Raw genomic sequence first — 26,208 nt, forward strand, 5'->3', positions numbered from 1 at the left:
ATGCAATTATATTTCACAAGACATGGACGTACAGAATGGAATTTAGAAGGTCGCTTTCAAGGTAGAGAAGGGGATTCACCACTTTTACCAGAAAGTTACGCTGAGATTCAAAAATTAGGAGAGTATTTGAAAGACGTACCATTTGCGGCGATTTATGCTTCGAGTGCGCCTCGTGCGTTAACAACGGCCAAAGAGATTGCCAAACATCTTAAGACAAATGTGCCGATTATTGAAACGGATGATTTGCGGGAAATGGGCTTTGGTAGCTTAGAGGGTCGCTTATTTACTGAGGTGAATCAAGAGTACCCAGAAGCGAGTCAAATGCGTAAACGACTGGATAAATACGATCCCACGCCTTTTAATGGAGAGCCAATCGGACATTTATTAAGACGGATTGAAAATGTGGTCACAACGGCAGCAAAAGCCCACCTAGATGAAGGACCGGTACTGTTTGTCGGTCATGGGGCTTCGTTTGCGGCAAGTATTCCTTGGTTGATAGGCAAACCGTTGAGTGAATTACGCGAATTAGGGAGCTTGAAAAATAGCAGTTTAACCATTTTAGAGACACAAACAGGCGAACTCCCTTATCAATTAAAGGTATGGAATGAAACGAATTTTTTAGCTGAAAAGTGAGGTGAGGACAGTGGATAACCAATTAGTCGGGACTATTGTAGCAACTTTTTTTGAGAATCCGCGTAATTTTTTCAAAGTTTTGCTCGTAAAAATTCAGGAGAAAGACTTTGATTTTGCGGAAAAAGAAATCGTCGTGACAGGTACTTTTGGCCAAATCCAAGAAGGGGAAAGCTATGAATTCAAGGGTACTTTAGTGACGCATCCACGATATGGGTTACAGTTTCAGTCTCAGAGTTATTCACAAAGTCAGCCCACTTCACAAAATGGCTTGATTGCGTATTTTTCCAGTGATCGTTTTCCAGGAATTGGGAAGAAGTTAGCGGCAAATATTGTCGATGCTTTAGGTGAAGACGCGATTGAGACGATTATTCAAGATCCGGATTGTTTAGCCCAAGTGAGTGGTCTAACGGAAGCCAAACAAAAAATGGTTGCCGATGTCGTTGCCCAAAATCATGGAATGGATAAAGTGATTGTGGGCTTAACCAAGTATGGCTTTGGGAGTCAGCTTTCCTTTGCGATTTATCAAAAATATCAAAATCAAGCACTTGAAGTTATTGAAACCAATCCTTATCAACTAGTTGAAGATATTGATGGGATTGGCTTTAAGCGTGCCGACTATCTAGCAAGTCAACTCGGGATAGCCGATGATAGTAAAGAACGTTTGCGAGCGGCCGTGATTCATCAGCTTTTTCAGTCTTGTATCGAAAATGGCAATACTTATGTGACGGCCCAGGAGTTATTGGAATCAACTATTCGTTTGTTAGAAGAAAGCCGTCCAGTCGAGATTATGCCCAATGATTTAGCTGATGTGATTATGGAGATGACGCAAGAAGGCGCTATCCAACAAGACGGGATGAATTTGTATGAAAATAGTTTGTTCTTCTCGGAATATGGGATTAGTACCTCAATTAATCATTTGTTGAATCGTAAAAAAGAAATCAATTATCCTAAAGAAAAAATTGAAAAAGCCTTGCGAAAAGTTGAAAAACGTCTGGGTATTTCTTATGGTGCTTCTCAAATAGCGGCGATTCATGCAGCAATCACTTCTCCTTTATTTATTTTAACGGGCGGTCCAGGGACAGGAAAGACCACCGTGGTGAATGGGATTGTGCAGCTTTTTGCGGAATTAAATGAGCTTGATTTAGCCGTTCATAAGTATACGGAGACGACTTTTCCGATTCTATTAGCGGCCCCGACCGGACGAGCTGCCAAACGGATGAATGAAACAACTGGCCTGCCTAGTGGGACGATTCATCGCTTGCTTGGTCTTAACGGGAAAGAGCGCAAACCTTTAGTGGAAGTCAATGAGTTAGAAGGCGGCCTTTTGATTGTCGATGAAATGTCGATGGTCGATACGTGGCTAGCCAATATGCTCTTTAAGTCGATTAATGAAAATATGCAAGTGATTTTGGTCGGGGATAAAGATCAATTGCCATCGGTGGGACCGGGCCAAGTATTGCACGATTTATTGAGTGTACCAGCGATTCCTCAAGCTGAATTAACCGAGATTTATCGCCAAGGAGAGGACTCGAGCATTATTCCTTTAGCCCACGAAATCAAAGAAGGACGCCTACCACAGAATTTTGTCGCAAAACAGCCAGACCGTAGCTTTATTCCTTGTCAAGCGAGTCAAATTGAAGGGGTCATTTCGCAAATTGTCCAAAAAGCGAAGGAAAAAGGCTTTACCTCTCAAGATATTCAAGTGCTAGCACCGATGTATCGCGGAACGGCCGGAATAGATGCTTTAAATCAAATGATGCAAGAAATCTTTAATCCATTAACTCCTGGGAAAAAAGAAGTGCAGTTTAATGAGGTAAGTTACCGGATTGGGGATAAAGTCTTACAGTTGGTGAATTCCGCGGAACTTAATGTTTTTAATGGCGATATGGGGATTATTGTCGGGATTATTGAAGCAAAATATGCCGAAAGTAAGATGGATGAGTTGGTGATTGCTTTTGATAGTAATGAAGTGACTTATCCGCGTAATGAATGGAATCAGATTACGCTGGCTTATTGTTGTTCGATTCATAAGTCCCAGGGTAGTGAGTTTAATATGGTGATTTTACCAATGGTGCGCCAATATTCGCGGATGTTGCAGCGAAATTTATTGTATACAGCGGTGACACGAAGTAAAGAGCGTTTGATTTTACTAGGCGAAGTAGAGGCCTTTCAAACTTGTGTAACCCATGTATCTGCTAACCGCCAGACGACTTTGGCCAAGCGGATTTTAGAGCACGATCAGATGACAGATATGATGTATTTGAAAGTGCAACAATATGAGGATGCGATGTATAGCGATGATGCTCATGCAGAAGTCGAAAGTAAGCCGCTCCGTACAGCTAAAGAGCAAACAACTGAAAAGCAAGGAGCACCAGAACGACTTTTTCAATCTCCAGCCAGTGAGCCAATCATTAAAGTCAAAGAATCAGCCAGTGAAGTGATGGACTTATTTGCTGTGGAAGAGTCACAAGGGATTGATTATGCGACAGTGGCTGATGCGCCCAAAGATGTCATTGTTGAAGAAAAAATACCAGATTTAGCTGAAAGTAGCCCGGATGAAGTTGCAATGGTAAAAGAGCAAGCCGCATTACCTGAATATTTAACTGCTGCAGTCATTCAAAATGGACAAATTGATCCCATGATAGGAATGGAAAACATTAGTCCGTATGATTTTATGAAATAAGCTTGAGAGATACACATTTTCTTGGTTGAAGGTGTGTATTTCTTTTTCTTATTTTTTCTAAAGTCGATGAAAAATTAATGAAACGTGCTAGAATCTATGCTATACTTGAAGTCGATTGAAAATTTTAGTTAATAACTTTTTGAAATAGATGAAAGAAGGATTATTCATATGTGTGGTATCGTAGGGTTTATTAACCAACAATCCGATTTACAAGAAAAGAAACGAATTGTCAATGCGATGATGGATACAATTATTCACCGTGGTCCTAATAGTAGTGGGGAACACGTCGATGAAGGCGCGGCACTTGGATTTCGTCGTTTAAGTATCATTGACTTAGAAGGTGGTAGTCAACCAATTTATAATGAAGACGGGACTAAAGTAATTACCTTCAATGGTGAAATCTATAACCATCGTATTTTACGTGAAGAACTAAAAAAAGCAGGGCATATCTTTAAAACCCATGCTGATACAGAAGTGTTACTGCATGGCTATGAAGAATGGGGTGCGGAGTTATTACAAAAAGTTCGTGGGATGTTTGCCTTTGTCATTTGGGATACGAAAACCCAAACTTTATTTGGTGCTCGCGATCATTTTGGTATTAAACCATTTTATTATGCGCAAATGAATGGCACGTTTATGTATGGTTCAGAAATTAAGAGCTTTTTAAAACATCCTGATTTCGTCAAAGAATTGAATAAAGAAGCCTTAAAACCTTACATGACTTTCCAATATTCTGCTTTAGATGAAACTTTCTTTAAAGGAGTTTTCCGTATTAAAGAAGGTCATTACTTCACTTACCATCAAGGTGAATTAAAAATCGAACAATATTGGGATGTAGCAGACAATGAACAAGATATGACTTTAGAGCAGACGGTGGATTTGATTGACGATACTGTCGTTAAATCTATTGAAGCACATCAAATCGCTGATGTTGAAGTGGGGTCTTTCCTTTCTAGTGGGGTAGACTCAAGTTATGTAACTAGTGTTTTACGCCCAGAACATTCTTATTCAATTGGGTTTGGCGATGAAAGCTACAATGAATCTGTTCAAGCGCGTCAATTAACCGATATGATTGGCTTAAATAATACCTCAACTGTGATTAAAGGGGAAGAAGCCTTTGAAATGTTCCCAATTATCCAATATCACTTAGATGAACCAGATTCTAATCCTTCTTGTGTACCTTTGTATTTCTTAGCAGAGTTAGCAAGTCGTGATGTGCGCGTCGTTTTAAGTGGGGAAGGTGCCGATGAATTATTTGCCGGGTATGTCAATTACGGATTTTTCACTCGCTCCAAAGCTATTCGTGTTTTCACCAATGGCTTGAAGAAATTGCCAAAACGTGCTCGATACTTTATCGCAAGTAAGTTGAAGAACAAACACTTCCATGGTAGCTTCCACATGTATACCAACCTTGCGCCAGCTGAAGAATTCTTTATTGGGCAAGCGAAGGTCTTTGAAGAAGCCGAAACTACTCGTTATCTTCAACCTAAGTATCAAAAGAGCCCAACTGTGAAACAAATTGTCGATGAAAATTATCGTCGAGTGGTTGATCGTAGTGAAATCAGAAAGATGCAGTATTTAGATATTCACCAATGGATGCCAAAAGATATCTTATTAAAAGCAGATAAGATGTCCATGGCACACTCTTTAGAATTACGAGTACCATTACTTGATATAGAAGTAATGCGTACAGCTGAAAAAGTGCCATCTAAATATTTGATTAATGAAGAAAATACGAAATTTGCTTTCCGCCAAGCAGCGAGTCGCCATTTACCAGAAGAGTGGTATAATCGCGAAAAAATTGGTTTCCCTGTACCAATTAAAGACTGGTTACGTGAAGAAAAATATTACAAACATGTACGTGAATTATTTAGTGCAGATTTTGTAGAAGAATTCTTTAATCAAGAGGCAATTTTACGTTTATTAGATGATAACTTTGCAGGAAAAGTGGATGAACGCCGTAAGATTTGGACTATTTTCACTTTCTTAACTTGGTATAAAGTGTACTTCATTCAAGATGGTAGCAAACCAGCAGTAGAAAAAATTGCCTAAATTCAAAGCTCGATTATCTATTTCAAGGTAGTCGGGCTTTTTAAGTGCAAAAAAACAAGTAAGCGACAGTTCACTTACTTGTTTAGGTTAATACCAGAATAATTGCTTTTTTATAGTAAAGGTGATGTCAAAGCTGCGTTCACCCATTTCTTCGCCATCTGCTTGTCCGTGTTCGGCAATAGTTGAGACGATTTTTATCTTATTGGCTTGGAAATAGTGGCAAAACTTCTTGTTTAAATGTGTTTTTCGAAAAATATGGTAAGCAATCCAGGGTACTTTCAGCCAAGAAGGTTTTTCGATAATAACCAAGTCTACCTTTTCGTTGTGTACTGATGCATTGGGTGCAATAGGGACACCACCGCCAAAGTATGGATGATTAGATGTCGTGCAAAGATATGTTTTGGGAAAACTGTATTGTTTGCCATTTACCTCGACCAAAATTGGAAAAGGGCGTTGTTTCATCAAAGTACGGATAACAGATGATAAATAAGAAAAAGAACGCAGATTAAATTTTTGTAGCAGTCCTTTGATTTTCGAGTGATTGGTTTCATAGACAATAGCAGCATCTAAACCGATCCCTATATTATTTAATGCTAATCCTTCTTCTTGGTAAATTCCTTCATTATAGTAGATAATGCTACATTCTTTTGGTTGCTTATTTTGAATGATTTGTTTCATAATCGTAATAGGTTCACGTGTTAATCCCAACCCACGAGCGAAATCATTCCCAGAACCAGCTGGAATATAGGCAATCGGAATTTGCTTATTTAGTCGATATAATTCATTGACGACCTGATGAATCGTCCCATCACCGCCAATCACGACTAATAATGGGTAGACTTCATCTGGGGACATTTTTTCATCAAAAGTTTTTAAATCATGGACGGCCATTTCTTGGATTAAGCGGCGTTCATGATCAGGATGGGTGGTAAAACGGGCACTGTAGGGAAGTTTGGCAGCTTTTAGATATTGAATCACTTGCTCACCAGCTATCCGCCCTTGACCACCGCCAGAATTAGGATTCACTAATAAATGATAAAATAATTCCATACTTAACTTCCATTTCTAAAAAATCATTCCTAGGTATTATATCATGTTGAAAAAATAATACAAAGCAATAAACTTGAAAATCGCAAAGAAGCATTCCCATTTTTGCTGAAATTATAGTATAATGAGAATAGAATATAGAAGGTTAGGGTGATTTCGATGTTATTAAAATCTATGGTTTATAAAAAAGAAAATTTAACAACTGTCAAAGAAACTAATACTTTAAGAGAAGCGTTGGATATTCTTGAAGAATCAGGATTTAGATGTGTGCCGATATTGGATGAAACCGGCCGTATTTTCCGTGGAAATATTTATAAAATGCATATATATCGTCATATTGCAAATGGTGGAGATATGAATCTACCTGTTACTTATTTGTTGAAGAATGCGACAAAATTTATCTACTTAAATTCTTCTTTCTTTAAGGTTTTCTTTACCATTAAAGAATTACCTTATATTGCTGTGTTGGACGAACAAAATCAGTTTTATGGGATATTAACCCACAGTTCTTTATTAAATATGCTTTCTCAGTCATGGAATGTCAATCAAGGAAGCTATGTTTTGACGGTGGCTTCTCCGGGTAAGCGTGGAGAGTTTGCGACGATTGGTAAGATTATTTCTAAGTATGCCAGCATTGCGAGTTGTATCACCCTTGATTTAGAAAATGAACAGTTTGTTCGTCGCACGTTATTTACACTACCAAAAGAGGTTGATAAAGAAACCTGTGATAAGATTGTTGAGGCACTAGAAAGCAAACATTTCCGCGTGGTTGATGTAGAAGATTTGTCAGAAAGTCGCTAATTCCTGAAATGATTGGTTGACAGTTTGTAAAAAGCGTGATACTTTAGCAGTAATGTATTTCAAATGGAAGGGTGAGATGAATATGGCAGTCAAAAAAGCAGCCTTAGCTTGTTCCGTTTGTGGTTCACGTAATTACTCTAAAGCGGTTAGTACGAGTAGAAATGCCAATAAACGCTTGGAGATTAATAAGTTTTGTAAATATTGTAATCAGTATACTTTACATCGTGAAACTAAGTAGGAGGAAGTAAGTGGCATGAAGTTTATTAAAAGCGTGATTGACGAAATGAAACGTGTGACTTGGCCAACCAAACAACAATTACGTAAAGATACCATTGTCGTAATCGAAACTTCAATTATCTTTACGGTGATGTTCTTTGTGATGGATACGGTCATTCAAAATTTATTAGCATTGATTTTGAAATAATCGAAAAGCGGGTCGATTTTGGCTCGCTTTTTTGCTTGATTGGTATAGCAATTGTTTGTAAAGTTTGCTATACTGTGTCTGTAGATAAACTTCAGGTGGCCTGAGGTTTTTTTGTTAGGTTGCAAATAAGAGTATATAAAGATAGGAGAAAACAATGGAAACTTTTGAAAAACAATGGTACGTCTTACACACTTATTCTGGATATGAAAATAAAGTAAAAGCAAACATTGAATCACGTGCACAAAGCATGCGTATGGGGGATTACATTTTCCGCGTGGTTGTTCCTGAAGAAAAAGAAACAGAAATCAAAAACGGTAAGTCAAAAGAAATCGTTCATAAAACTTTCCCAGGTTACGTCTTAGTGGAAATGGTCATGACAGATGAATCTTGGTATATTGTTCGTAATACGCCTGGTGTGACTGGTTTTGTTGGTAGTCATGGCGCAGGAAGTAAACCAGCACCATTATTACCAGAAGAAATCAATTCAATTTTACGCTCTATTGGTATGAGCACACGTACTTCTGATTTGGAAGTAAGCTTAGGTGATACGGTTAAAATCATTGAAGGTGCGTTTGCTGGTATGGAAGGTCAAGTAGTTGAAATTGACGATGAAAAACAAAAATTAAAAGTAAATATTGATATGTTTGGTCGTGCAACAAGCGCTGAACTAGATTTTGATCAAGTCGATAATATTTAAGATTAGCCTTTCTTAAAATATTTCATAAACAAGCGGTACTTTCAGTGAGTATCGCTTTTTTTAGAAAGTGTTTTGGATAAATGATGGCCAAGTGCTACTGAGGTAGATAGCGAGCATTTAGGCTTTATCCGAGAACAAAAGGGACATACAGGGCTTATCAATCAAGATTATTACATAGATTGTTTGTGAAAATGAGGTTGTGTCATGAAAAAGAAAGTCACGATTAAAGAGGTTGCCGCTACATCAGGGGTTTCCATTGCGACAGTCTCACAGATTTTAAATGGAAATGCAGAAAAATTCAGCCCCAAAACGGTTGAAAAAGTGATGAATGTGAAAAATTCATTAGATTATCAGCCTGATTATTTTGCTCAGCGCATGGTGATGAAAAAGAGTAAGACAATCGGGGTGATGATTCCAGATATTACCAATCCATTTTTTTCCTTATTATTAAAAGGAATTGAAAAAGTAGTGTATGGGCAAAAATATATTGTGATACTTTGCGATGCTGATTTTAGTGTGCAAAAAGAAAGCGAGTATCTACAAGAATTAATCCGCCGTGGTGTGGATGGTTTTATCATTGCGAGTTCGACAGTTTCTAATCAAACGTTAAAAGAGCAGTTAACCAAAAATCAAGTTCCCTATATTGTATTGGACCAAAAGAAATCTGAAGGGGGAAGCGATGAACTTTCAACGGATGATTTTACTGGGGGTGTGTTAGCTGCAAATCATCTGCGCGAACTTGGCCATGAAAAAGTAGCCTTGATTGGTCCACAAGATGCACCGAGCAATATTCAAACACGGATAGAAGGTTTTAAGACGGTTTATCCAGAATTTCTTTTTGTTAATCAGCCTTTAACGCGTGAAGGTGGCAAGCAAGCAGCTGAACAAATCATTCCTTCAGAGGTGAGTGCTATCTTTGCTTTAAATGATGAGATTGCGCTTGGGTTGATGTATCAGTTGAAGCATTTAGGTAAAGTGATTCCTGATGATTATAGTATCGTCGGTTATGATAATTCACCAATGTCTGAATACGTCACGCCTACACTTACTACCGTCTCACAGCCGATTTTTGAATTAGGTCAAATAGCTGCGGAATTACTGCTTGAACGGATTCGTGATCCTAAGCAAGCCTGGGCGAGAAAAGTCTTACCTGTAGAATTAATAAAAAGAAATACAACAGCACACTTGAAATAGCTTACAAAGTGTGCTATATTCTTTTTGTAAAGTTTTAAAACGTTTTAATAAAACGTTTTAACCAAATCGATTATCCGGATAAAAATATTTAGGTAAGGGAGCTTTTTTAATTATGAATACGATTACAGTTATTGGAAGCATTAATTTAGACCGTACGATTCGCTTAAGTCATATGCCACAAATTGGTGAAACGATGCATACAAAGGAAATCTTTTCTGCAGGTGGTGGTAAGGGAGCGAACCAAGCAGTAGCAGCCAAACGTCTAGGTGCGAATACATATTTCATCGGGGCTGTTGGCGAAGATGAAGCAGGTAAGTTGATGTTGGAATTGCTCAGTGAGGAAGAAATTAACTTGGATGCGGTGGCCAATGTGAAAGGAGAAGCGACGGGTCAGGCTTATATTATGGTGGATGACTTAGGACAAAATAGTATTATGATCCACGCAGGCGCCAATAATGCTTTCACACCAGCGCATGTACAAGCACATCAAGCAATCATTGAAAAAAGTGATTTCATTATTGCTCAATTTGAAAGTCATTTAGCTAGTACGATTCAAGCTTTTGAAATTGCGAAAAAAGCCGGAGTAAAAACGATCTTAAATCCTGCGCCAGCTATGGAAAAAGTGCCGGAAGAATTGCTACGATTAACGGATATTATTATTCCAAATGAAACGGAAACCGAAATCTTAACTGGTATTAAAATTACCGATGAAGCAAGTATGCAAAAAGCTGCTCAAAAACTTCATGATTTAGGCATTGAAGGGGTCATTATTACTGTGGGTAGTAAGGGTGCTTATTATGAAGTGCATGGTGAAAGTGGCATTGTGCCAGCCTTCAAAGTTGAAGCAAAAGATACAACCGCTGCAGGAGATACCTTTATCGGTGCTTTAAGTACAGTGTTGAAGAAAGATTTAAGTAACTTACGCGCAGCTATTTCATATGGGAACCAGGCTTCTTCGTTAACAGTTCAACGCTTTGGTGCGCAACCATCCATTCCTTACTTAAATGAAATGAAACCAATGGAGGATCAGTAATATGAAAAAATCAACAGTTATTAATTCAGATATTTCACGTGTGATTGCACAAATGGGGCATTTTGACTTATTAAGTATTGGTGATGCAGGGATGCCAGTACCAATGACTACAGAAAAGATTGATCTAGCGGTAACTAAGGGTGTGCCTAGTTTTATCGATGTGTTGGAAAATGTCTTAACGGAATTAGAAGTTCAAAAGATTTATCTAGCAGAAGAAATCAAAACATACAATCCAAATATGTTAGCTAAAATTCAGAAACTAATGCCAGAAGTGGAAATTGCCTTTATTCCACATAGTCAAATGAAACAAGACTTAAATCGTTGTCATGCCTTTATCAGAACTGGTGAAATGACACCATATGCCAATATCTTACTAGAAAGCGGCGTAGTATTTTAATTATTAGAAGGGATTTTTGATTTTATGAACACTGTAGCATTATTAGTTGGTTTAGGGCCATTGATTGGTTGGGGGATTTTCCCTACGATTGCTTCCAAATTTGGTGGACGTCCAAGTAATCAGATTTTAGGTGCGACTTTAGGAACCTTGATTTTTGCCCTTATTTTTAATATGACGCAAGGAATCGCACTGCCAACTGGACATGATTTACTTTTTGCGATTCTTTCGGGTATTGGCTGGGCAAGTGCACAAATTTTGACTTTTTATAGTTTTACTTTAATTGGTTCTTCACGTGCGATGCCAATTACCACTGCTTTTCAATTACTAGGGGCTTCTTTATGGGGTGTCATTGCTTTAGGTGATTGGCCAAGTGCAATGGATAAAATCATTGGCGCCTTAGCTTTAGTCTTAATTATTCTAGGTGCTTGGATGACGGTTTGGAGCGAACATAAAAATACTGAACATCAAGCCCATTTACAAAAAGCGGTATTGATTTTAGCTGTGGGTGAAATCGGTTATTGGGCCTATTCTGCTGCCCCACAAGCAACTGATTTAACTGGGATGCAAGCTTTCTTACCACAAGCAATTGGTATGGTTTTAGTCGCTGTAGTTTACGACTTTTACAATCATTTTAAATCAAACGAACCTTTGGCATTACAAGAAGCAGTCTCTTATAAACAAATTTTTTCAGGCTTCTTCTTTGCTTTTGCTGCATTAACATATTTGATTTCTGCTCAACCAGATATGAATGGGTTGGCTACTGGTTTTATTTTGTCACAAACATCAGTAATATTAGCAACTTTAACTGGTATTTATTTCTTAAAACAAGCAAAAACCAAAAAAGAAATGACTGTAACAATTTTAGGCTTGGTACTTATTATCTTTGCCGCAAGTTTAACGGTAATTGTATAAAAATAATGAACATAAACGAATTTCTAAGCAACTGATGGTGGTTGTTTGGAAATTCGTTTTTATCATATAGAAAAGATTTTTTTAAGATTACTGGCTATTTCTTGCAAGTGTTGTAATCTAGCGTATATTAATCTTTGAATAGCATTTAAGGAGATTGATTATGAAAAAGCAACTTTATCACATACTTGGTTTATTGGCAGTCGGGGTGATGATTGTTTTACTTTGGTTTTTCTGGCCAAGTAATAAAGAAACCGCACCAAAAGCAGCGCATAGTAATCACAAACAAGTCACTTCAACACAAAATGAAGTTAAAGCCTATCCTGTCACTTTATTTTTTCACGGATATGGCGGGACAAAACATTCGATGGGTGGAATGATTCAACGCCTTTCTTCCCGTTACCAAGCAACACATACGCTGGATTTGACCGTGAATACAGATGGCACGATTCAGACATCCGGGACATTTGAACAAGCAGACAAACCAGTACTCATAAATGTATTATTTGCTGATAATAAAAACAATGAATGGAATCAAGCTGAATGGATTTACCAAGCCTTACAATTTGTTAAAACCCAATATCATGTTGAAAAAGTCAATGTAGTCGGACATTCAATGGGTGGGGTAAGCTTATTTCGCTTTTTAGAAACGTATCAAAATCAAGGCGAACTGCCAACGGTTGAGCATTTTATTTCGATTGCAGCACCGCTTAATGAATTTTTAGATACTTCAAATGAACAAAGTGTGGATGGCTTATTGCAACAAGGGCCGACACAGATTAGCCCTAGGTATCAAGATTTTCAAAATAATATTGCCAATTTCCCTAAAAATGTCCAAGTGAGCTTATTTGCTGGACAATTAAGCGCGTCTGATTTAAGTGATGGTACTGTGCCACTTACTTCAGCCCTCGCCGTCAATCAATTATTATCAAGTCAGCAAATACCAGTTGAAACTTTTGTGTTTAAAGGGGTTTTAGCCCAACATTCAGCGCTTCATGCTAATCCAAAAGTAGATAAAAGAATCGCAGAAATACTTTGGAAATAATTTTTTTTGAAAAAACTTTGAAAAAATAGTTGAAAACTGTAAAATCTTACGCTATACTATTACAGTGTGCACGAAAGAGTGTACATTACGTGGGAGGAGAAATTTTGAGCTCCAATTAACCACATCACGGACTCAAGGAGGTATGTCTCGTGGCAAAGAAAGTAGAAAAAATTGTTAAATTGCAAATTCCTGCAGGTAAAGCAACACCAGCTCCACCAGTAGGTCCTGCATTAGGTCAAGCAGGGGTTAACATCATGGGATTCACTAAAGAATTCAATGCTCGTACCGCTGATCAAGCAGGTTTAATTATTCCGGTTGTGATTTCTGTATACGAAGACCGTTCATTCACATTCGTTACAAAAACACCACCAGCTGCAGTATTATTAAAGAAAGCTGCTAAAATTGAAAAAGGCTCAGGTGTGCCTAACAAAACTAAAGTTGCCAAAGTTACCAGCGATCAAGTAAGAGAAATCGCTGAGTTGAAAATGGAAGACCTAAACGCTGCATCTGTTGAAGCTGCAATGCGCATGGTTGAAGGAACTGCACGAAGCATGGGTATCACTGTAGAATAATTTCTGCAAACCCTAGCGTAGCTTCTCAGTTGGCTTTATATTGAAAAATATAAAACACGTGGGAGGTTCTACCGTTATAACCACATCAAGGAGGAAAACTAATGGCTAAAAAAAGCAAAAAAATGCAAGAAGCATTGAAAAAAGTTGAAGCTGCTAAATTATACTCTGTTGAAGAAGCTGTAGCTTTAGCAAAAGAAACAAACTTTGCAAAATTTGATGCAACTGTTGAAGTTGCTTATCGTTTAAATGTAGATCCTAAGAAAGCAGACCAACAAATTCGTGGCGCTGTTGTATTACCAAATGGTACTGGTAAAACTCAATCTGTCTTAGTATTTGCACGTGGCGAAAAAGCAAAAGAAGCAGAAGCTGCTGGTGCTGACTATGTTGGTGAAGCAGACTTAGTACAAAAAATTCAAGGTGGTTGGTTCGACTTTGACGTTGTCGTAGCAACTCCTGATATGATGGCTGAAGTTGGTAAATTAGGTCGTGTCTTAGGTCCTAAAGGCTTAATGCCAAACCCTAAAACTGGTACTGTTACAATGGACGTTACAAAAGCAGTTAACGAAGTAAAAGCTGGTAAAGTAACTTACCGTGTAGACCGTAACGGTAACATTCATGTACCAATCGGTAAAGTATCATTTGACAACGAAAAATTAGTTGAAAACTTCAAGACTATTCATGACGTTTTAGTAAAAGCAAAACCATCTGCTGCTAAAGGTCAATACATGAAGAACATTACAATTACAACAACATTTGGTCCTGGAATCCATGTTGACCAAGCTAGTTTCTAATTTTTAGAAAAAAAGTGTTGACTTGTCCACTTTATCATGGTAAAGTGGACAAGGTTAAATAATTAACTGTACCGAAGACAGTAGGTGAGGCAACTCATAAATCCTACCGAGGACACTTATTGATAAGATCAATGGTCCCTCTATGTCTACGGTGGCATAGAGTTTTTTCGTATAGAGAAACTCTTCCATCAAAATCAGGAGGTGAAAGTATAATGAGTGAAGCATCTATCGCTAAAAAAGCTGCTATTGTTGAAGAAGTTACAGAAAAATTCAACGCTGCTGCATCTGTTGTAATCGTTGATTACCGTGGATTAACAGTTGATGAAGTAACTCGTTTACGTAAACAATTACGCGAAGCAAACGTAGAAATGAAAGTTATCAAAAATTCTATCCTTTCTCGTGCTGCTAAAGCTGCTGGTTTAGAAGGTCTTGATGAAGTATTCACAGGTCCTACTGCTGTAGCGTTCAGTAATGAAGATGTAGTCGCACCAGCTAAGATTATGGATGAATTTGCTAAAGAAGCAAAAGCATTAGAAATCAAAGGTGGTATCATCGAAGGTAAAGTGGCATCATTGGAAGAAATCCATGCATTGGCAAAATTACCAAACCGCGAAGGATTACTATCTATGTTACTATCTGTTCTTCAAGCTCCAGTCCGCAACGTGGCATACGCTGTCAAAGCTGTGGCAGAAAAGAACGAAGAAGTGGCTTAATCGCTGCTTAATTAATCAGAAATTGATGCAATTTGAAAACATATTAATTATTTAAAATATTGGAGGATAATCATAATGGCATTAAACATTGAAAACATTGTTGAAGAGCTAAAAGGCGCAACAATCTTAGAATTAAACGACTTAGTTAAAGCTATCGAAGAAGAATTTGGCGTATCTGCCGCAGCTCCTGTAGCTGTTGCAGCTGCTGGTGGTGCAGCTGCTGCTGAAGAACAAACAGAATTCACTGTTGAATTAACAGCTGCTGGCGACCAAAAAGTTAAAGTTATCAAAGCAGTTCGTGAAGCTACTGGCTTAGGCTTGAAAGAAGCTAAAGCTGTTGTAGATGGCGCTCCTGCACCAGTTAAAGAAGGAATCTCTAAAGAAGAAGCAGAAGCTCTTAAAGCATCATTAGAAGAAGCTGGAGCAACTGTAACAGTTAAATAATTCGTTATTTAATTAGAGTTGATGACTCAGGAAACAATTGTGTTTCCTGAGTCTTTTTTCTTTTATTCGTTATTATTTGTTGAATATATATTCTCTTCCACATTTCTTTTTTATTACTAATCGGTTCTATGCATAATGTCTTTGAGTTAAGAAATAATTAGCTGAATAGCACGTAAAATGTATCAATTTTGCTCCTTGTTGAAATTAGGTAAAGGTGAGGCAGTTTGTATGGAAGATGAGATTGGTGTAGGTTACTTGCTAGGAGTTTATGATGCGTATGATTCGATGTATCAAGAGGGCTAGTTAGGTTTTGATTTGAATGATTTGGAAAATTTGCGAGATTTAAAATAAAAAAACAAGCAGCATGAAACTACTTGTTTAAGTGTTTATAAATTGCGTAGGATGCCAAAGATGATTAAGGCAATCACATATAGCCATAATAAGACTTGATTCCACTGAGGATTTACTTGTTTCGTGAGTTGTAAATAGCGCTGATAGATGATTTCACCGATCAAAAACGGCAAAGTTAGTAATAAAAACGGATTTTCCAAGTAGGCGGTATGAAAGTCTAGCTGAATGAGTGCAATCAACATATGCGTTATCCCACATCCAGGACATAACCAACCAGTAATTGTACGAAATGGGCAGGGAATACCTAAATGGGTGAAATTTAACCAAAGATAATAGCCAAATCCGACACCTAAAATGATCAAAAGGTATCGGATTTCTTTTTGTATTTGGCTTTTTGTTATTGTTTTTTTAGAATTCATATTCATCAAAGAAATTATTTTCGATATTTTGCATAATACACATATTGACAATAGGTAATTGGAAAATTGCTAAAATTAAGAAAATCAAATCAAAATTGCTATTGTTTTTAGAGATTTTGTTACATAAGGTTCCCATTTTATAGTACCAATAAAAGCTATAGATCCCACAAGTAATAAAAGTAAAGACTAATAATAAAGCACCAGAGACGCGTGTGGTACTTAAGTCTTCGGGATACATGGATTCATAAATGTTGTGAATTTCATCGTTTAGCATCACCATCCAGTAAAGAGAATAAATGCCACAAGTGACTAAACTTAAAAGGATGGATACGACAAAGTTTCTTTTGGTAACTTTCATTTTTAAACTCCTAACTACTAACATATTTTTCATTTTAGATTATTATACACAAAATTAATAAATATTTCATCCACCTTTGGACCAAATCATTATGAATTGTTGGTAAAATGTGCCGTTTGTGTTAATTGTATGAGAAGTTGCACGATTTTTTCAATAGGATAATCGCTGTCTTCTTCTAGCCAATATTTGATTAAAGAGATGGCTCCTGAAGTGAAAAAGGCAAAGGAGAGTTCCAATTCAAAAGGACTCGCTTGTGGGAAATTCAAGGCAAAGTTTTGTAATGAGAGATTTTTGACGCTAAGCAAGACTTGTTCGGTGAATTTATCACTCTGACTACTTTTTAAAACAAGTATTTGTAAGCCTTCATCTTTTTTGACAAAATTGAGGAGTGTGGTCAGACTTTTTTCTAGATTTAAATCACTTTCCGAAAATTCCTGCTTAACAGTTTGGATATAGCTTGACTGAATTTTGTTATATAAGTCTAGCACATCTGTATAATAGCGATAAAAAGTCCCCCGATTAATATCTGCTTTTTCGGCAATTTCTTTCACGGTTATTTTGTTTAAGTCTTTTTCTTTAAGCAAGTCAAAAAAGGTCTGTTGAATGACTTGTTTGGTATATTGACTGCGACGATTATCAATTGTTCCAGCCATAAAAATCTTCCTTTCTGATGATGAACAGTTACTAAAAATGTGTTCAGTTCATGGCATAGCGTTTTAGATTGTTACTTGAGCTTTCTTATTAACCATAGTATACTAACAGTGTGTTAAAAATTCAACACTGTGTACAAATAATCGAAAAGTAAGGCGAGGAAAATTTCATGGAATATATCGAAGTGAAAAATGAATCCAAACATTACCAAATGGGGGAGACGACCATTACAGCGAATAATCGACTTTCTTTTTCTGTCAAGAAGGGTGAATTAGCGATTATTTTAGGTCCGAGTGGTGCGGGCAAGTCTACCGTACTGAATATTTTAGGAGGCATGGATACACCGGATGAAGGGGAAATTTTTGTGGATGGTGTAGACATTGCGAAGTTTAATGAAAAAGAATTAACGACCTACCGACGCTTAGATGTGGGTTTTGTCTTTCAGTTTTATAATTTGGTGCCGAATTTAACTGCAAAGGAAAACGTTGAATTGGCAACAGAACTTGTCAAAGATGCGATGGATCCGGTAGAAGTGTTAAAACTTGTCGGCTTAGAAAACCGTTTGGATAATTTCCCAGCTCAATTATCAGGAGGCGAGCAGCAACGGGTCTCTATCGCACGGGCTCTGGCTAAAAATCCTAAGTTACTGCTTTGTGATGAACCGACTGGCGCATTGGATTTTCAGACAGGAAAGATGATTTTGAAATTATTGCAGCAAGTCAGTCAAGTGCATGGAAATACGGTCTTGATTATTACCCATAATTCGGCTTTGGTGCCGATTGCTAACCGTGTGATTCATATTAATGATGCCAAGGTGCAAAAAATAGAAGAAAATCCTCATCCAAAATCAATTGATGAACTTGTTTGGTAGGTGATGATGATGAAATATAGAACCTATTTTAAAGCTAGTTTAAGAGCAATTAAGCAATCAAAAGGCCGCTTTTTCTCCATAATGATGATTATTTTTCTAGGTGTGTTCTTGTTTGTGGGTGTAAAGGCAGCGGCACCTAGTTTACAAAATTCGGCTAACCAAGAATTAAGAGATTTAAAGACTAGTGATATTCAAGTAATCTCAACAGGTGGCTTAACGAAAAAAGATGTTCAGTCATTAAAAAGGTTAAAAGCAACGATTGATCCAGGGTATTTATTATATGATGCCGATGTTAAGAATAATAAAGTCTATGAATTATTGAGCTATCACAAAAATCAACTCAATCAACTTAAAGTAAAATCCGGGCATCTTCCAAAAGCTGATAATGAAATTGTGATGGATGCTAAGGCAAAAAAAGCAGGTTATCATTTAGGACAGACGTTAACTTTTGATTTGCCGGATGATTTGCGTCAAAAAACATATCAGTTAGTCGGTTTCGTGGATTCCCCACTATTTGTTTCGAATAATGAAAGAGGAGCGAGTACGGTAGGCAATGGTTCTGTAGATTATTTTGTCTATGTACCTAAAGAGAATTTCAAGGCAGAGGTTTATAGCACCATTTATCTTACCTTTTCAGATTTACAAAAGCAAAATGTCTATCAAAATTATTATGAAAAACGTGTGTCTAAACGATTAGCCCAGGTCAAAAAAGCCTTAAAAAATCGTCCGAGTCAACGTTTAGCAGAAATCCAAGCACAAGCAAATAAACCTATTGATGATGCACAAAAACAGATTGATGCAGGTAAGCAACAATTGCAGCAAGCCAAACTGCAACTTAATCCGCAAATAGCCATTGCCTCTCAGCTTCCTCTAGGGGCTCAAGCAAAATTAAAGCAAGCTCAAGCAGATTTGCAAGATAAAGAAGGACAGCTAAATAAACAGCAAGCACAACTTGATAAACAGAAGCAAAAAATTGAACAGTTGGATGCACCTAGGTACCTCTATTATACCAAGGATGAAAATGCAGGAATTAAAAGCTATGGGGAATTAACGACACAAATTGACGGAATTGCCAATGTTTTTCCAGTGTTCTTCTTTTTCATCGCCGCTTTAATTACCTTTAGTACCATGACGAGAATGGTTGAAGAAAACCGACGTGAAATCGGGATTCTAAAAGCTTTAGGGTACAAAAAAGGAACGATTGCCCAGAAATATATATTATATGCGAGTTTAGCAACATTTTTTGGTATCTTGTTGGGTACAGTGGCTGGAACGAACTCTTTACCTTATATTATCAATCTATTTTTAACTGCGAATTTCATTTTTGATACGCTACATTTATCTTATGCAACCGGTGCGATTTTACTTTCCGTTATCGCCTGTATTTTCGCTTCATTGGGGGCTGTGGCGATGGTTTTAGTGAAAGAATTACACGAAAAGCCAGCCTATCTTTTACTTCCCAAAGCACCTAAGCCAGGTAAACGCATCCTGTTAGAATATATGACGCCACTTTGGTCACGGTTTAGTTTTAATCAAAAGGTCAGCTATCGGAATATTTTTCGGTATAAATCCCGCATGATTATGGCAATTATCGGAATAGCTGGTTGTTGCGGTTTGATGGTTGCAGGTGTGGGCTTGAAACATTCATTAGAAGCCGTCATTGATGAACATTTCGGCCCAATTGTAGATTATCAAGGTGTTGTTTCATTAAATGATTCTTCGCAAAAGGGTCGTAACAAGGTAGAAGAAGTACTATATGCTAACCCACATGTCAAAGCTATCTTACCTGTTGAAATGCAATCTATGGAATATCGGAAAAAATCTATTCCTGTGATGAGTTTTGAAGAAGGTAAGGATAATGAAAAGTTTGTTCATTTGCAAGATTTACGAAATAAACCTTTGCATTTAAATAATCAAGGTGCAATTATCACTCATCCGTTTGCAAAAGAATATGATTTGCAAAAAGGGGATATGCTGACTTTACAAGATAGTGACGGTAGAAAATATAAAATAAAAGTAGCAGCGGTGGCAAAATATTATATTGGTAACTTTATTTATATGACGAAAAATTATGCTGAAGATATTTTTGGCAGTAACTATCAAAAAAATACTTTACTGATTCAAGCAACCAAGATGAGCAAATCACAAGAAGAAAAATTTTCGAAAAAAGTGCTTGCAACAAATAAAGTAACCAACCTTACCTTAATGACGGGACAAATAAGATTGCAAAAGAAAATGACGGATAACCTAGATATTATCGTATTAATCTTTGTGGTATTATCCGGAATGTTGGCTTTGGTTGTCTTATACAATTTGACGAATATCAATATTTCAGAAAGACTCCGAGAATTATCCACGATTAAGGTGCTAGGATTTTATAACAAGGAAGTCACGATGTATATTGTGCGTGAAAATATTATCTTCACTATTTTGGGAATTATCTTGGGATTTGGTGTTGGTTATCTTTTAACAGGCTTTATTTTATATCAAGTCTCTTTTAACCCAGTCATCTTCCCGATTAAAATTCATGCGAGTGCGTATCTTTTAGCAAGTAGTATGACAATCTTATTTACAATTATTGTGATGGTGATTACGCATTTTCGTTTGAAACATATTCATATGATTGATGCATTAAAATCAAATGAATAACGAAGATTGTGATGGCTAAAGATGTGAAAAATGTTGTTTCATGGTATAAACCTTTCCTAATATGAGGGTTACACCTCACAAAAAAGAACAGCTCTTTATGAACTGTTCTTTTTTGATTAGTTGTTATTAAAAAAGTTTTCAAGTCCTTTTACAATATCATTAGCGATCTTTTCTCGATAATCATTACTGGTAATATAGGCTAAATCTTTTTCATTATTAAGGTAACCTAGTTCTAGTAAAAGAGATGGCTGGGTTGTTTCACGAATCACTTCGAAATTACCTTGCTCAATACCTAAATTATTCAAAGGTAGGTTATCAAATTGGTGACTGATACTTTGAGCTAAGTTTTGATATTTATTATAGTAGTAATAAGTTTTGACGCCTGAGTACTGATTATCAACATCAGCTGCGTCAAAGTGAATGCTTAAGAAAACATCGGCATTTTTATCCATTGAAAATTTTGTGACATCATCTAAATAAATATATTTATTACTTGAATTATGGGTTAAGTAAACTTTTGCACCAGCATTTTCTAAGGCTTTTTTGATTACTTTAACCATCGCGATGGTCATATCTTTTTCATAGTATTTTTTATTTATGCTAGATGCACCAATGTCATCGCCTCCATGACCAGCATCTAAAACGATAATTGCATTTTTAAGTGTATGTATGGGTTGAAGCATTTTTTTGTGAATTTACTAGCATCACTTTTCGAAACATAGCCAGTAAAACCTTGATTAGTAGACACTAAATAAAAGTCATTTTCCATTCCTTGATAATCAAAAATTTCCCCTGGTGATACAGCTTCTAAAATTTGACTAGTAGCATCGGCATTTTGATATAGATTAATATCACGAGATGTTACTTTTACAAAAGACTTTTCTTCTGCTTTTCGCTGAGGAATCTTTTTTTTCTTAACGGTTGTTACTGTAGTTGTCTCCTTTTTTTCTGGTTTATGTAGTAAATGCCCTTTGATTGGTCCAAAAATGAGCCATAACAGTAAAAGAATACCTAGAAGGGAGAAACGATAGCGCCACTTCTTTTTTAATCTGCGTTTTTTCTTTTTCTTAGTCAAATTACTCCTCCGTTCTCATATAAATTATGTAACAGGGACTTAAAAGATTGATGACATCTTCATCACTTTACTTGTAATTTTACTGAATCTTTCTTACAATGTAAATTATTGAATGAAAATTTTGGGGGAAATATGAAAAAAAATGCTCTTTTTTTTATAAGTGTCGTACTACTTTTTTCAATTGGTATACATTTAGAAAAATGGGTGGCTGGAGATTATTCGAAATTACGCCTTACAGATACGGTTTTGGCGACTTCTTTAAGTAAGCAAAAGCCAGCTTCAGATTCATCCACAAAAGATGATGAGAATACTTTGACATTGATGACGGATGAAAATATTGAATTACGCCATCCACTTAAACGCTTTGAAGAAAGTTCTACGCAAAATTTTAGTTGGCGTAACTTAGAACCAGCTGTCTTAGTAGATGAAAAGACGAATCATTTTGTACTTCAAAGTGGTAAAATCTATCTCTATCCGAATCCTAAGTCACCAGTTTATCCCAATTATAAACAATACTTACATTATATGGCCATTTCTGGACAAACAGTGAAGAGTCAAGGTAAATTATGGTATCAAGTCGCTTTTCCTGATGAAGTCATAGGATGGGTGAGTGAAGATCAGGTAGTCATGCATAATGAGGATTATTATTTCTATCAAACTGGCGGGCCCCAACCTAATTTATCTAAAGTTGATCAGTTAAATATTGAAGTCTCGATTAGTCAAAAACGTGTCTATGTTAAAAGTGGTGAGACGACTATCTATACGATGCTTTGTCAGACAGCGCGCGAGGGGTATTCTACTCCTATTGGAAATTATGCGGTGAATACTTATCGTGCCAATAGTTTTTGGTCTACATTTGGTGGGGCGGACTATGCGGTTGGCTGGAAAGATGGCGGCTTATATCTATTCCACAGTATCGATAAAGAAACAGCAAAAGGTCCCTATGCCAAGAGTCAAGGATTGAAATTAGGAGTAACAGGTAGTGGGGTTTCTCATGGATGTATTCAATTAGCCATTCCTGATGCAAAATGGTTTTTCGAGCAATTGCCAACAGGTACACCAGTAACTATTCGCGCCTAATAGATGAGTCAGTTTCTGATAATTATTATTAGAAATATGGCTTATTTTTGTTTTTTTAATAGCGATAAACTATACATTAATAAAAATAGGTGCTAAACAAAAGCAACAATGTATGGTAAAATTGAATGAAAGTGGCATAAATGTAAATTAAGAATTATACTAGAATGATTCGCTTTCATAAAAAATGAAAAATAATAAAAATGATATTTAATTATACTTGTAATTTTGATTTCTTAAATGAACATTTTAGTTTTATGTTATCTTTAGAAAGAGGTGATAGCAATGTTTAATCAAATGAATATTAATGTCAATGCGCCGAATGAAAAGCTTAATATTGAGATTCGTTTGGTTGACAAACACTTTGAATATAGCTTTTCAAGATTAGCTGGTCTTTATACTTATCATTCCGGTGTTGTTGATGAACAAAAATCTCAAGAATGGTTACAAGAAATTAGACAAGCCTCTTTAGTGGATTGGCCAGTTCTACCTGAAGGGGCTGGACCAGAAATCAAACAGAAAAATAAATGGAACGTAGAATTCTTTGATGAAGATGGTTCCGTGATTTGCTATGGTGCCGATGATTATTTTCCAAAGACTTGGGGAAAATTCCAACAAAAAGTATTGGATATGATTCCGGAATTGCTTGAACAAAACGGTAAAGGGATCGAAGCCGTTACTTTTACAGTTAAAAATCTAAATAATTACATGCCGTCTAATTTTATGACTTCGCAGCAAACCTATTTAATTTTGCAAGAGACCTTAACATTACGACGCAGTACACGCAAGATCACCTATGAGAAAATCGATGAAGTGAATCAAAGAACTTATTATGAATTCGAACGTCACGAGTTAGGTCAACTGTTAAATAGTTTTCAATTGGTTTTCGCTACTCAAAATAGTCGTGGGAAAGAAGAAGGCCGCAAAGTCCATGATTCAGATGTTTACTTAAAGATTGAGTTGATCGATGGCACTTTTGAAGAGTATTATTGGGGTTTACATCAGATGTTTTTTACACCTGGTTGGAAAGAATTAGTAGATGCTATCCATGATTTGATGCTACAGGGAAGTACTTTTTTAGGCCATATCTTTACCTCACTGCCACACCTGTATAAAGAAATCAGCCAGTATATCTATGCTTTGGTCGAAATTGAAGAGACCAGGCAGCAGAATTATTATGTGGTAGATAATCTTTTTGTCCATGAAGGCGATTATGTAGTTGTTCCAGTAGGTAATCGATTAGAAGAAAAAATTGCCAGAATATTGAAGCTTGAATATTGCAATTTAGATAATCTGCCTCAGCCCTTAGAATTAACGCGCAAAATTTTGCGTAAGTCAGAGACAGTGAAATTTGCGCGCGATTTAGAGGATGATTCAGTGATTGATAATCGTCAAATTGATTTAGCTCTAGAGACGATTGACGATGATCCGTCCATTGAAGAGACGATTGGGCTAATTGAAGCAATTCGTCAAAATATGAATTTGGGCGGTGAGTTTGTTTTACCGGTTCATCCATTAAAAACGAAACAATCTCATCATAACTATCATTTAGGTACCAAAGATGAAATTTTAACGACAACGGATGGTCAATCTTGGGCATTGTTCCGTTTGTTTGTAGAAAATAATCAAGAAGCCTTTGTTGCTTTTACGAATGTTGAAGAATTTGAAAAAGATGGCCATACAAAGGGAGTTGTTTATCCAATATCTTCAATTTTAGAAATGGTTGCTAAAACGCCTAATATTAATGGCATCATGCTTAATCCATATGGGCGACCTTTCTTTTTAGCAAAGGAATTGATTATGACCATTTTTATGCGTAATCAAGAAACAATGAAGCGTAGTCAGATCTATTTAGAGTATGCAAATGTGGTGAATTTAACTGCCGATAGTGTCGTGAATAATTTGCAATTTAATCTGAATGATCCCGATAGTTTAGATTATGCTTTGCGAACAAAAATTGGCACGCGTTTGGTAGATTATTATGATGATTTGATGACTTTACGCCCTGGTGAGGTTAAAGTAACTCCGGGATTTGGAGCGAAAACGAAATATATTTTCCATACCGTTATTCCGAAGTATCAGCAATGTCCTCAGGCAGATGAATGTGTAATTAGTAGCTACTATGAGTCGTTAAATCAAGCGCGCAAATTATATTTGAAACAGATTGTTTTGCCGATTTTTGGCTTTAATGATGCAGGTTATCCGTTAGAATCATTAATGCCGCTAATTATTAATACAATTACCCAGTGGATGACTGATAATCGTGATTATGTCTTACATGTTTATTTGTCTACGGAAGATTTTGAAGTATACAGTGCTTTTCGTGATTATTTAGAAGAGGCTTAAGGGGGAAAAGATGAACGATAAACAAATCAGCACCTTAGAAAAAATTGTCAGTGCAGTAGTAGATCTTTTGTTAGGTATTTTGGTCGTTATCGTCATTATTGTGATGGGAGAGGCGATTTATTCGATTTTCCAACAAGTTGTGCCGTTAAAGAGTACCAATTCTCTATACTATCTGATTGAAGAGGTAGCTACCTTATTTATCCTTTTAGAGATTATTTTGATGCTATTGAGATACGTCCGCGATAATCATCATATTCCGGTGCGCTATTTGGTTTTAATCAGTATTACCGCCATCTTGAGACAATTGTTACTTACCCATGGAAGTGGTTTAGAGACTCTGTTTATGGCTTTTGCGATTTTAGTTTTAGTGATTGTTTTATATATACTAGAGCATCTCAAGTCGTTTAAGCCAGAGATATTGGTCAAGCAAATGATTGCCAAAATGAAAAAAGAAAACGGAGAGTAAGGTTTAGGCCTTGCTCTTTTTTGTTTAAATACAATGAGAATTATGTGAAAGGTTTAATAATACTTGCAATTATAACTGTGAAAGCGTTACAATATTGATGAGAAATATTTTTTTAAAGATAAATGTAAACGCTAACATTAAGAGGTGGTTAACATGCATTGGTGGCAAAAAATATTCGGAAAAAAAGAAGGAAAAAGGCTAGAAAATAATCAAGAGATAGCAACTTCTTTTACCGAACAAGTTCATAATAAGGAACCAGGTGAACAGTGGCGTGAAATACCATTGTTTGTTGAGGTAGAAGGAAGCCAAAGAGAGCTTGCGGCAGTTATTAGCAGTGCGATTTGTGCAGGAGATACCCCTGATAGTACTTGGCAAGTAAAAAGTATTAAGCAGGTCAACCCTGATACCAAAGTGATTAGCTTGATTGCAGCGAGTTTGGCAGCTGAAATTTATCCAGAAAGTCAATGGAAAATCCATTCTATTAAAGAAAAAATTTAGTTGGAGGAATTG

The 26,208-nt window shown here is 36.5% G+C and carries 29 protein-coding genes and 1 other annotated feature; of the genes, 23 read left to right on the top strand and 6 right to left on the bottom strand.

Annotated elements, in window-relative coordinates; translation table 11 throughout:
• The 3 genes from I567_RS07435 to asnB all read left to right on the top strand — a co-directional run bounded on the left by I567_RS07435 (position 1) and on the right by asnB (position 5,368).
• Positions 1–633 (top strand): histidine phosphatase family protein, encoded by a 633-nt coding sequence (locus I567_RS07435; RefSeq protein ID WP_016251620.1) that lies wholly within the window; start codon positions 1–3, stop codon positions 631–633.
• Positions 634–643: 10 nt separating this feature from the next.
• The gene (recD2, locus tag I567_RS07440) at positions 644–3,316 is read left to right on the top strand and encodes an SF1B family DNA helicase RecD2 (protein WP_016251621.1); all 2,673 of its coding nucleotides are present in this window, start codon (positions 644–646) and stop codon (positions 3,314–3,316) included.
• A 168-nt stretch (positions 3,317–3,484) separates the two neighbouring features.
• Positions 3,485–5,368: an asparagine synthase (glutamine-hydrolyzing) gene (gene asnB / locus I567_RS07445; RefSeq protein WP_016251622.1), complete on the top strand. Its 1,884-nt coding sequence runs from the start codon at positions 3,485–3,487 to the stop codon at positions 5,366–5,368.
• Positions 5,369–5,455: 87 nt separating this feature from the next.
• Here asnB and I567_RS07450 read toward each other — a convergent pair whose 3' ends face one another.
• Positions 5,456–6,418: a diacylglycerol/lipid kinase family protein gene (locus I567_RS07450; RefSeq protein ID WP_016251623.1), complete on the bottom strand. Its 963-nt coding sequence runs from the start codon at positions 6,416–6,418 to the stop codon at positions 5,456–5,458.
• Positions 6,419–6,574: 156 nt separating this feature from the next.
• Between I567_RS07450 and cbpA the strand changes: the two genes are divergently transcribed.
• The 14 genes from cbpA to I567_RS13040 all read left to right on the top strand — a co-directional run bounded on the left by cbpA (position 6,575) and on the right by I567_RS13040 (position 15,738).
• Positions 6,575–7,216, top strand: a complete 642-nt coding sequence (gene cbpA / locus I567_RS07455) for a cyclic di-AMP binding protein CbpA (RefSeq protein WP_018345439.1) — start codon at positions 6,575–6,577, stop codon at positions 7,214–7,216.
• Between the two features lie 82 nt (positions 7,217–7,298).
• The gene (rpmG, locus tag I567_RS07460) at positions 7,299–7,454 is read left to right on the top strand and encodes a 50S ribosomal protein L33 (protein WP_018345438.1); all 156 of its coding nucleotides are present in this window, start codon (positions 7,299–7,301) and stop codon (positions 7,452–7,454) included.
• Positions 7,455–7,469: 15 nt separating this feature from the next.
• Entirely contained in the window at positions 7,470–7,640 is a 171-nt protein-coding gene (secE, locus tag I567_RS07465; protein ID WP_016251626.1) for a preprotein translocase subunit SecE, read from the top strand.
• A gap of 154 nt (positions 7,641–7,794) precedes the next feature.
• Positions 7,795–8,337 carry a transcription termination/antitermination protein NusG gene (gene nusG / locus I567_RS07470; RefSeq protein ID WP_016251627.1) on the top strand — a complete coding sequence of 181 codons (543 nt, stop codon included), beginning with the start codon at positions 7,795–7,797 and terminating at the stop codon, positions 8,335–8,337.
• Between the two features lie 204 nt (positions 8,338–8,541).
• A complete protein-coding gene (gene rbsR, locus I567_RS07475; RefSeq protein ID WP_016251628.1) occupies positions 8,542–9,531 on the top strand; it encodes a ribose utilization transcriptional repressor RbsR in 990 nt (329 codons plus the stop codon).
• Positions 9,532–9,643: 112 nt separating this feature from the next.
• On the top strand, positions 9,644–10,564 hold the full coding sequence (gene rbsK / locus I567_RS07480; RefSeq protein WP_016251629.1) for a ribokinase: 921 nt from the start codon (positions 9,644–9,646) through the stop codon (positions 10,562–10,564).
• Position 10,565: 1 nt separating this feature from the next.
• The gene (rbsD, locus tag I567_RS07485; RefSeq protein WP_016251630.1) at positions 10,566–10,961 is read left to right on the top strand and encodes a D-ribose pyranase; all 396 of its coding nucleotides are present in this window, start codon (positions 10,566–10,568) and stop codon (positions 10,959–10,961) included.
• A gap of 24 nt (positions 10,962–10,985) precedes the next feature.
• The gene (rbsU, locus tag I567_RS07490; protein WP_016251631.1) at positions 10,986–11,873 is read left to right on the top strand and encodes a ribose/proton symporter RbsU; all 888 of its coding nucleotides are present in this window, start codon (positions 10,986–10,988) and stop codon (positions 11,871–11,873) included.
• A 160-nt stretch (positions 11,874–12,033) separates the two neighbouring features.
• Positions 12,034–12,915: an alpha/beta fold hydrolase gene (locus I567_RS07495; protein ID WP_016251632.1), complete on the top strand. Its 882-nt coding sequence runs from the start codon at positions 12,034–12,036 to the stop codon at positions 12,913–12,915.
• Between the two features lie 149 nt (positions 12,916–13,064).
• Entirely contained in the window at positions 13,065–13,487 is a 423-nt protein-coding gene (gene rplK, locus I567_RS07500; protein WP_016183374.1) for a 50S ribosomal protein L11, read from the top strand.
• Between the two features lie 101 nt (positions 13,488–13,588).
• Complete coding sequence (gene rplA / locus I567_RS07505; RefSeq protein ID WP_016251633.1) at positions 13,589–14,278, top strand: 50S ribosomal protein L1; 690 nt, start codon at positions 13,589–13,591, stop codon at positions 14,276–14,278.
• Positions 14,279–14,331: 53 nt separating this feature from the next.
• Positions 14,332–14,456, top strand: a sequence feature (ribosomal protein L10 leader region).
• Positions 14,457–14,490: 34 nt separating this feature from the next.
• The gene (gene rplJ, locus I567_RS07510; protein ID WP_016251634.1) at positions 14,491–14,991 is read left to right on the top strand and encodes a 50S ribosomal protein L10; all 501 of its coding nucleotides are present in this window, start codon (positions 14,491–14,493) and stop codon (positions 14,989–14,991) included.
• Positions 14,992–15,066: 75 nt separating this feature from the next.
• Positions 15,067–15,435, top strand: a complete 369-nt coding sequence (rplL, locus tag I567_RS07515) for a 50S ribosomal protein L7/L12 (RefSeq protein WP_016251635.1) — start codon at positions 15,067–15,069, stop codon at positions 15,433–15,435.
• A 177-nt stretch (positions 15,436–15,612) separates the two neighbouring features.
• Positions 15,613–15,738 carry a hypothetical protein gene (locus I567_RS13040; protein WP_018345437.1) on the top strand — a complete coding sequence of 42 codons (126 nt, stop codon included), beginning with the start codon at positions 15,613–15,615 and terminating at the stop codon, positions 15,736–15,738.
• An 83-nt stretch (positions 15,739–15,821) separates the two neighbouring features.
• Here the strand turns inward: I567_RS13040 and I567_RS07520 are convergent, their stop codons facing one another.
• From I567_RS07520 to I567_RS07530, 3 genes are all read right to left on the bottom strand, one after another.
• Positions 15,822–16,148, bottom strand: a complete 327-nt coding sequence (locus I567_RS07520; protein WP_231940225.1) for a DUF2752 domain-containing protein — start codon at positions 16,146–16,148, stop codon at positions 15,822–15,824.
• Between the two features lie 46 nt (positions 16,149–16,194).
• Positions 16,195–16,563 carry a DUF4234 domain-containing protein gene (locus tag I567_RS07525; protein ID WP_016251637.1) on the bottom strand — a complete coding sequence of 123 codons (369 nt, stop codon included), beginning with the start codon at positions 16,561–16,563 and terminating at the stop codon, positions 16,195–16,197.
• A gap of 89 nt (positions 16,564–16,652) precedes the next feature.
• Positions 16,653–17,216 (bottom strand): TetR/AcrR family transcriptional regulator, encoded by a 564-nt coding sequence (locus I567_RS07530; RefSeq protein ID WP_016251638.1) that lies wholly within the window; start codon positions 17,214–17,216, stop codon positions 16,653–16,655.
• 167 nt (positions 17,217–17,383) lie between these two features.
• Between I567_RS07530 and I567_RS07535 the strand changes: the two genes are divergently transcribed.
• Both I567_RS07535 and I567_RS07540 read left to right on the top strand, forming a co-directional pair.
• On the top strand, positions 17,384–18,085 hold the full coding sequence (locus I567_RS07535; protein WP_016251639.1) for an ABC transporter ATP-binding protein: 702 nt from the start codon (positions 17,384–17,386) through the stop codon (positions 18,083–18,085).
• Between the two features lie 9 nt (positions 18,086–18,094).
• Positions 18,095–20,734, top strand: a complete 2,640-nt coding sequence (locus I567_RS07540) for an FtsX-like permease family protein (protein WP_018345435.1) — start codon at positions 18,095–18,097, stop codon at positions 20,732–20,734.
• A gap of 116 nt (positions 20,735–20,850) precedes the next feature.
• Here I567_RS07540 and I567_RS07545 read toward each other — a convergent pair whose 3' ends face one another.
• Positions 20,851–21,417, bottom strand: a complete 567-nt coding sequence (locus tag I567_RS07545; RefSeq protein ID WP_016251641.1) for an N-acetylmuramoyl-L-alanine amidase family protein — start codon at positions 21,415–21,417, stop codon at positions 20,851–20,853.
• A complete protein-coding gene (locus I567_RS07550; RefSeq protein ID WP_016251642.1) occupies positions 21,372–21,809 on the bottom strand; it encodes an SH3 domain-containing protein in 438 nt (145 codons plus the stop codon). Before I567_RS07550 ends, I567_RS07545 begins: the two co-directional genes overlap by 46 nt.
• 132 nt (positions 21,810–21,941) lie before the next feature.
• On the opposite strand from I567_RS07550, the gene I567_RS07555 reads away from it, so the two are divergent.
• The 4 genes from I567_RS07555 to I567_RS07570 all read left to right on the top strand — a co-directional run bounded on the left by I567_RS07555 (position 21,942) and on the right by I567_RS07570 (position 26,196).
• Positions 21,942–22,889 carry a L,D-transpeptidase gene (locus I567_RS07555; RefSeq protein ID WP_016251643.1) on the top strand — a complete coding sequence of 316 codons (948 nt, stop codon included), beginning with the start codon at positions 21,942–21,944 and terminating at the stop codon, positions 22,887–22,889.
• Between the two features lie 282 nt (positions 22,890–23,171).
• Positions 23,172–25,232: a macro domain-containing protein gene (locus I567_RS07560; protein ID WP_016251644.1), complete on the top strand. Its 2,061-nt coding sequence runs from the start codon at positions 23,172–23,174 to the stop codon at positions 25,230–25,232.
• A 10-nt stretch (positions 25,233–25,242) separates the two neighbouring features.
• Positions 25,243–25,698 (top strand): phosphate-starvation-inducible PsiE family protein, encoded by a 456-nt coding sequence (locus tag I567_RS07565; protein ID WP_016251645.1) that lies wholly within the window; start codon positions 25,243–25,245, stop codon positions 25,696–25,698.
• A 153-nt stretch (positions 25,699–25,851) separates the two neighbouring features.
• Positions 25,852–26,196: a hypothetical protein gene (locus I567_RS07570; RefSeq protein ID WP_016251646.1), complete on the top strand. Its 345-nt coding sequence runs from the start codon at positions 25,852–25,854 to the stop codon at positions 26,194–26,196.
• The last annotated feature ends 12 nt before the right edge of the window (positions 26,197–26,208 follow it).

The organism is Enterococcus cecorum DSM 20682 = ATCC 43198 (assembly GCF_000407565.1).
Classification (GTDB): Bacteria; Bacillota; Bacilli; order Lactobacillales; family Enterococcaceae; genus Enterococcus_E; species Enterococcus_E cecorum.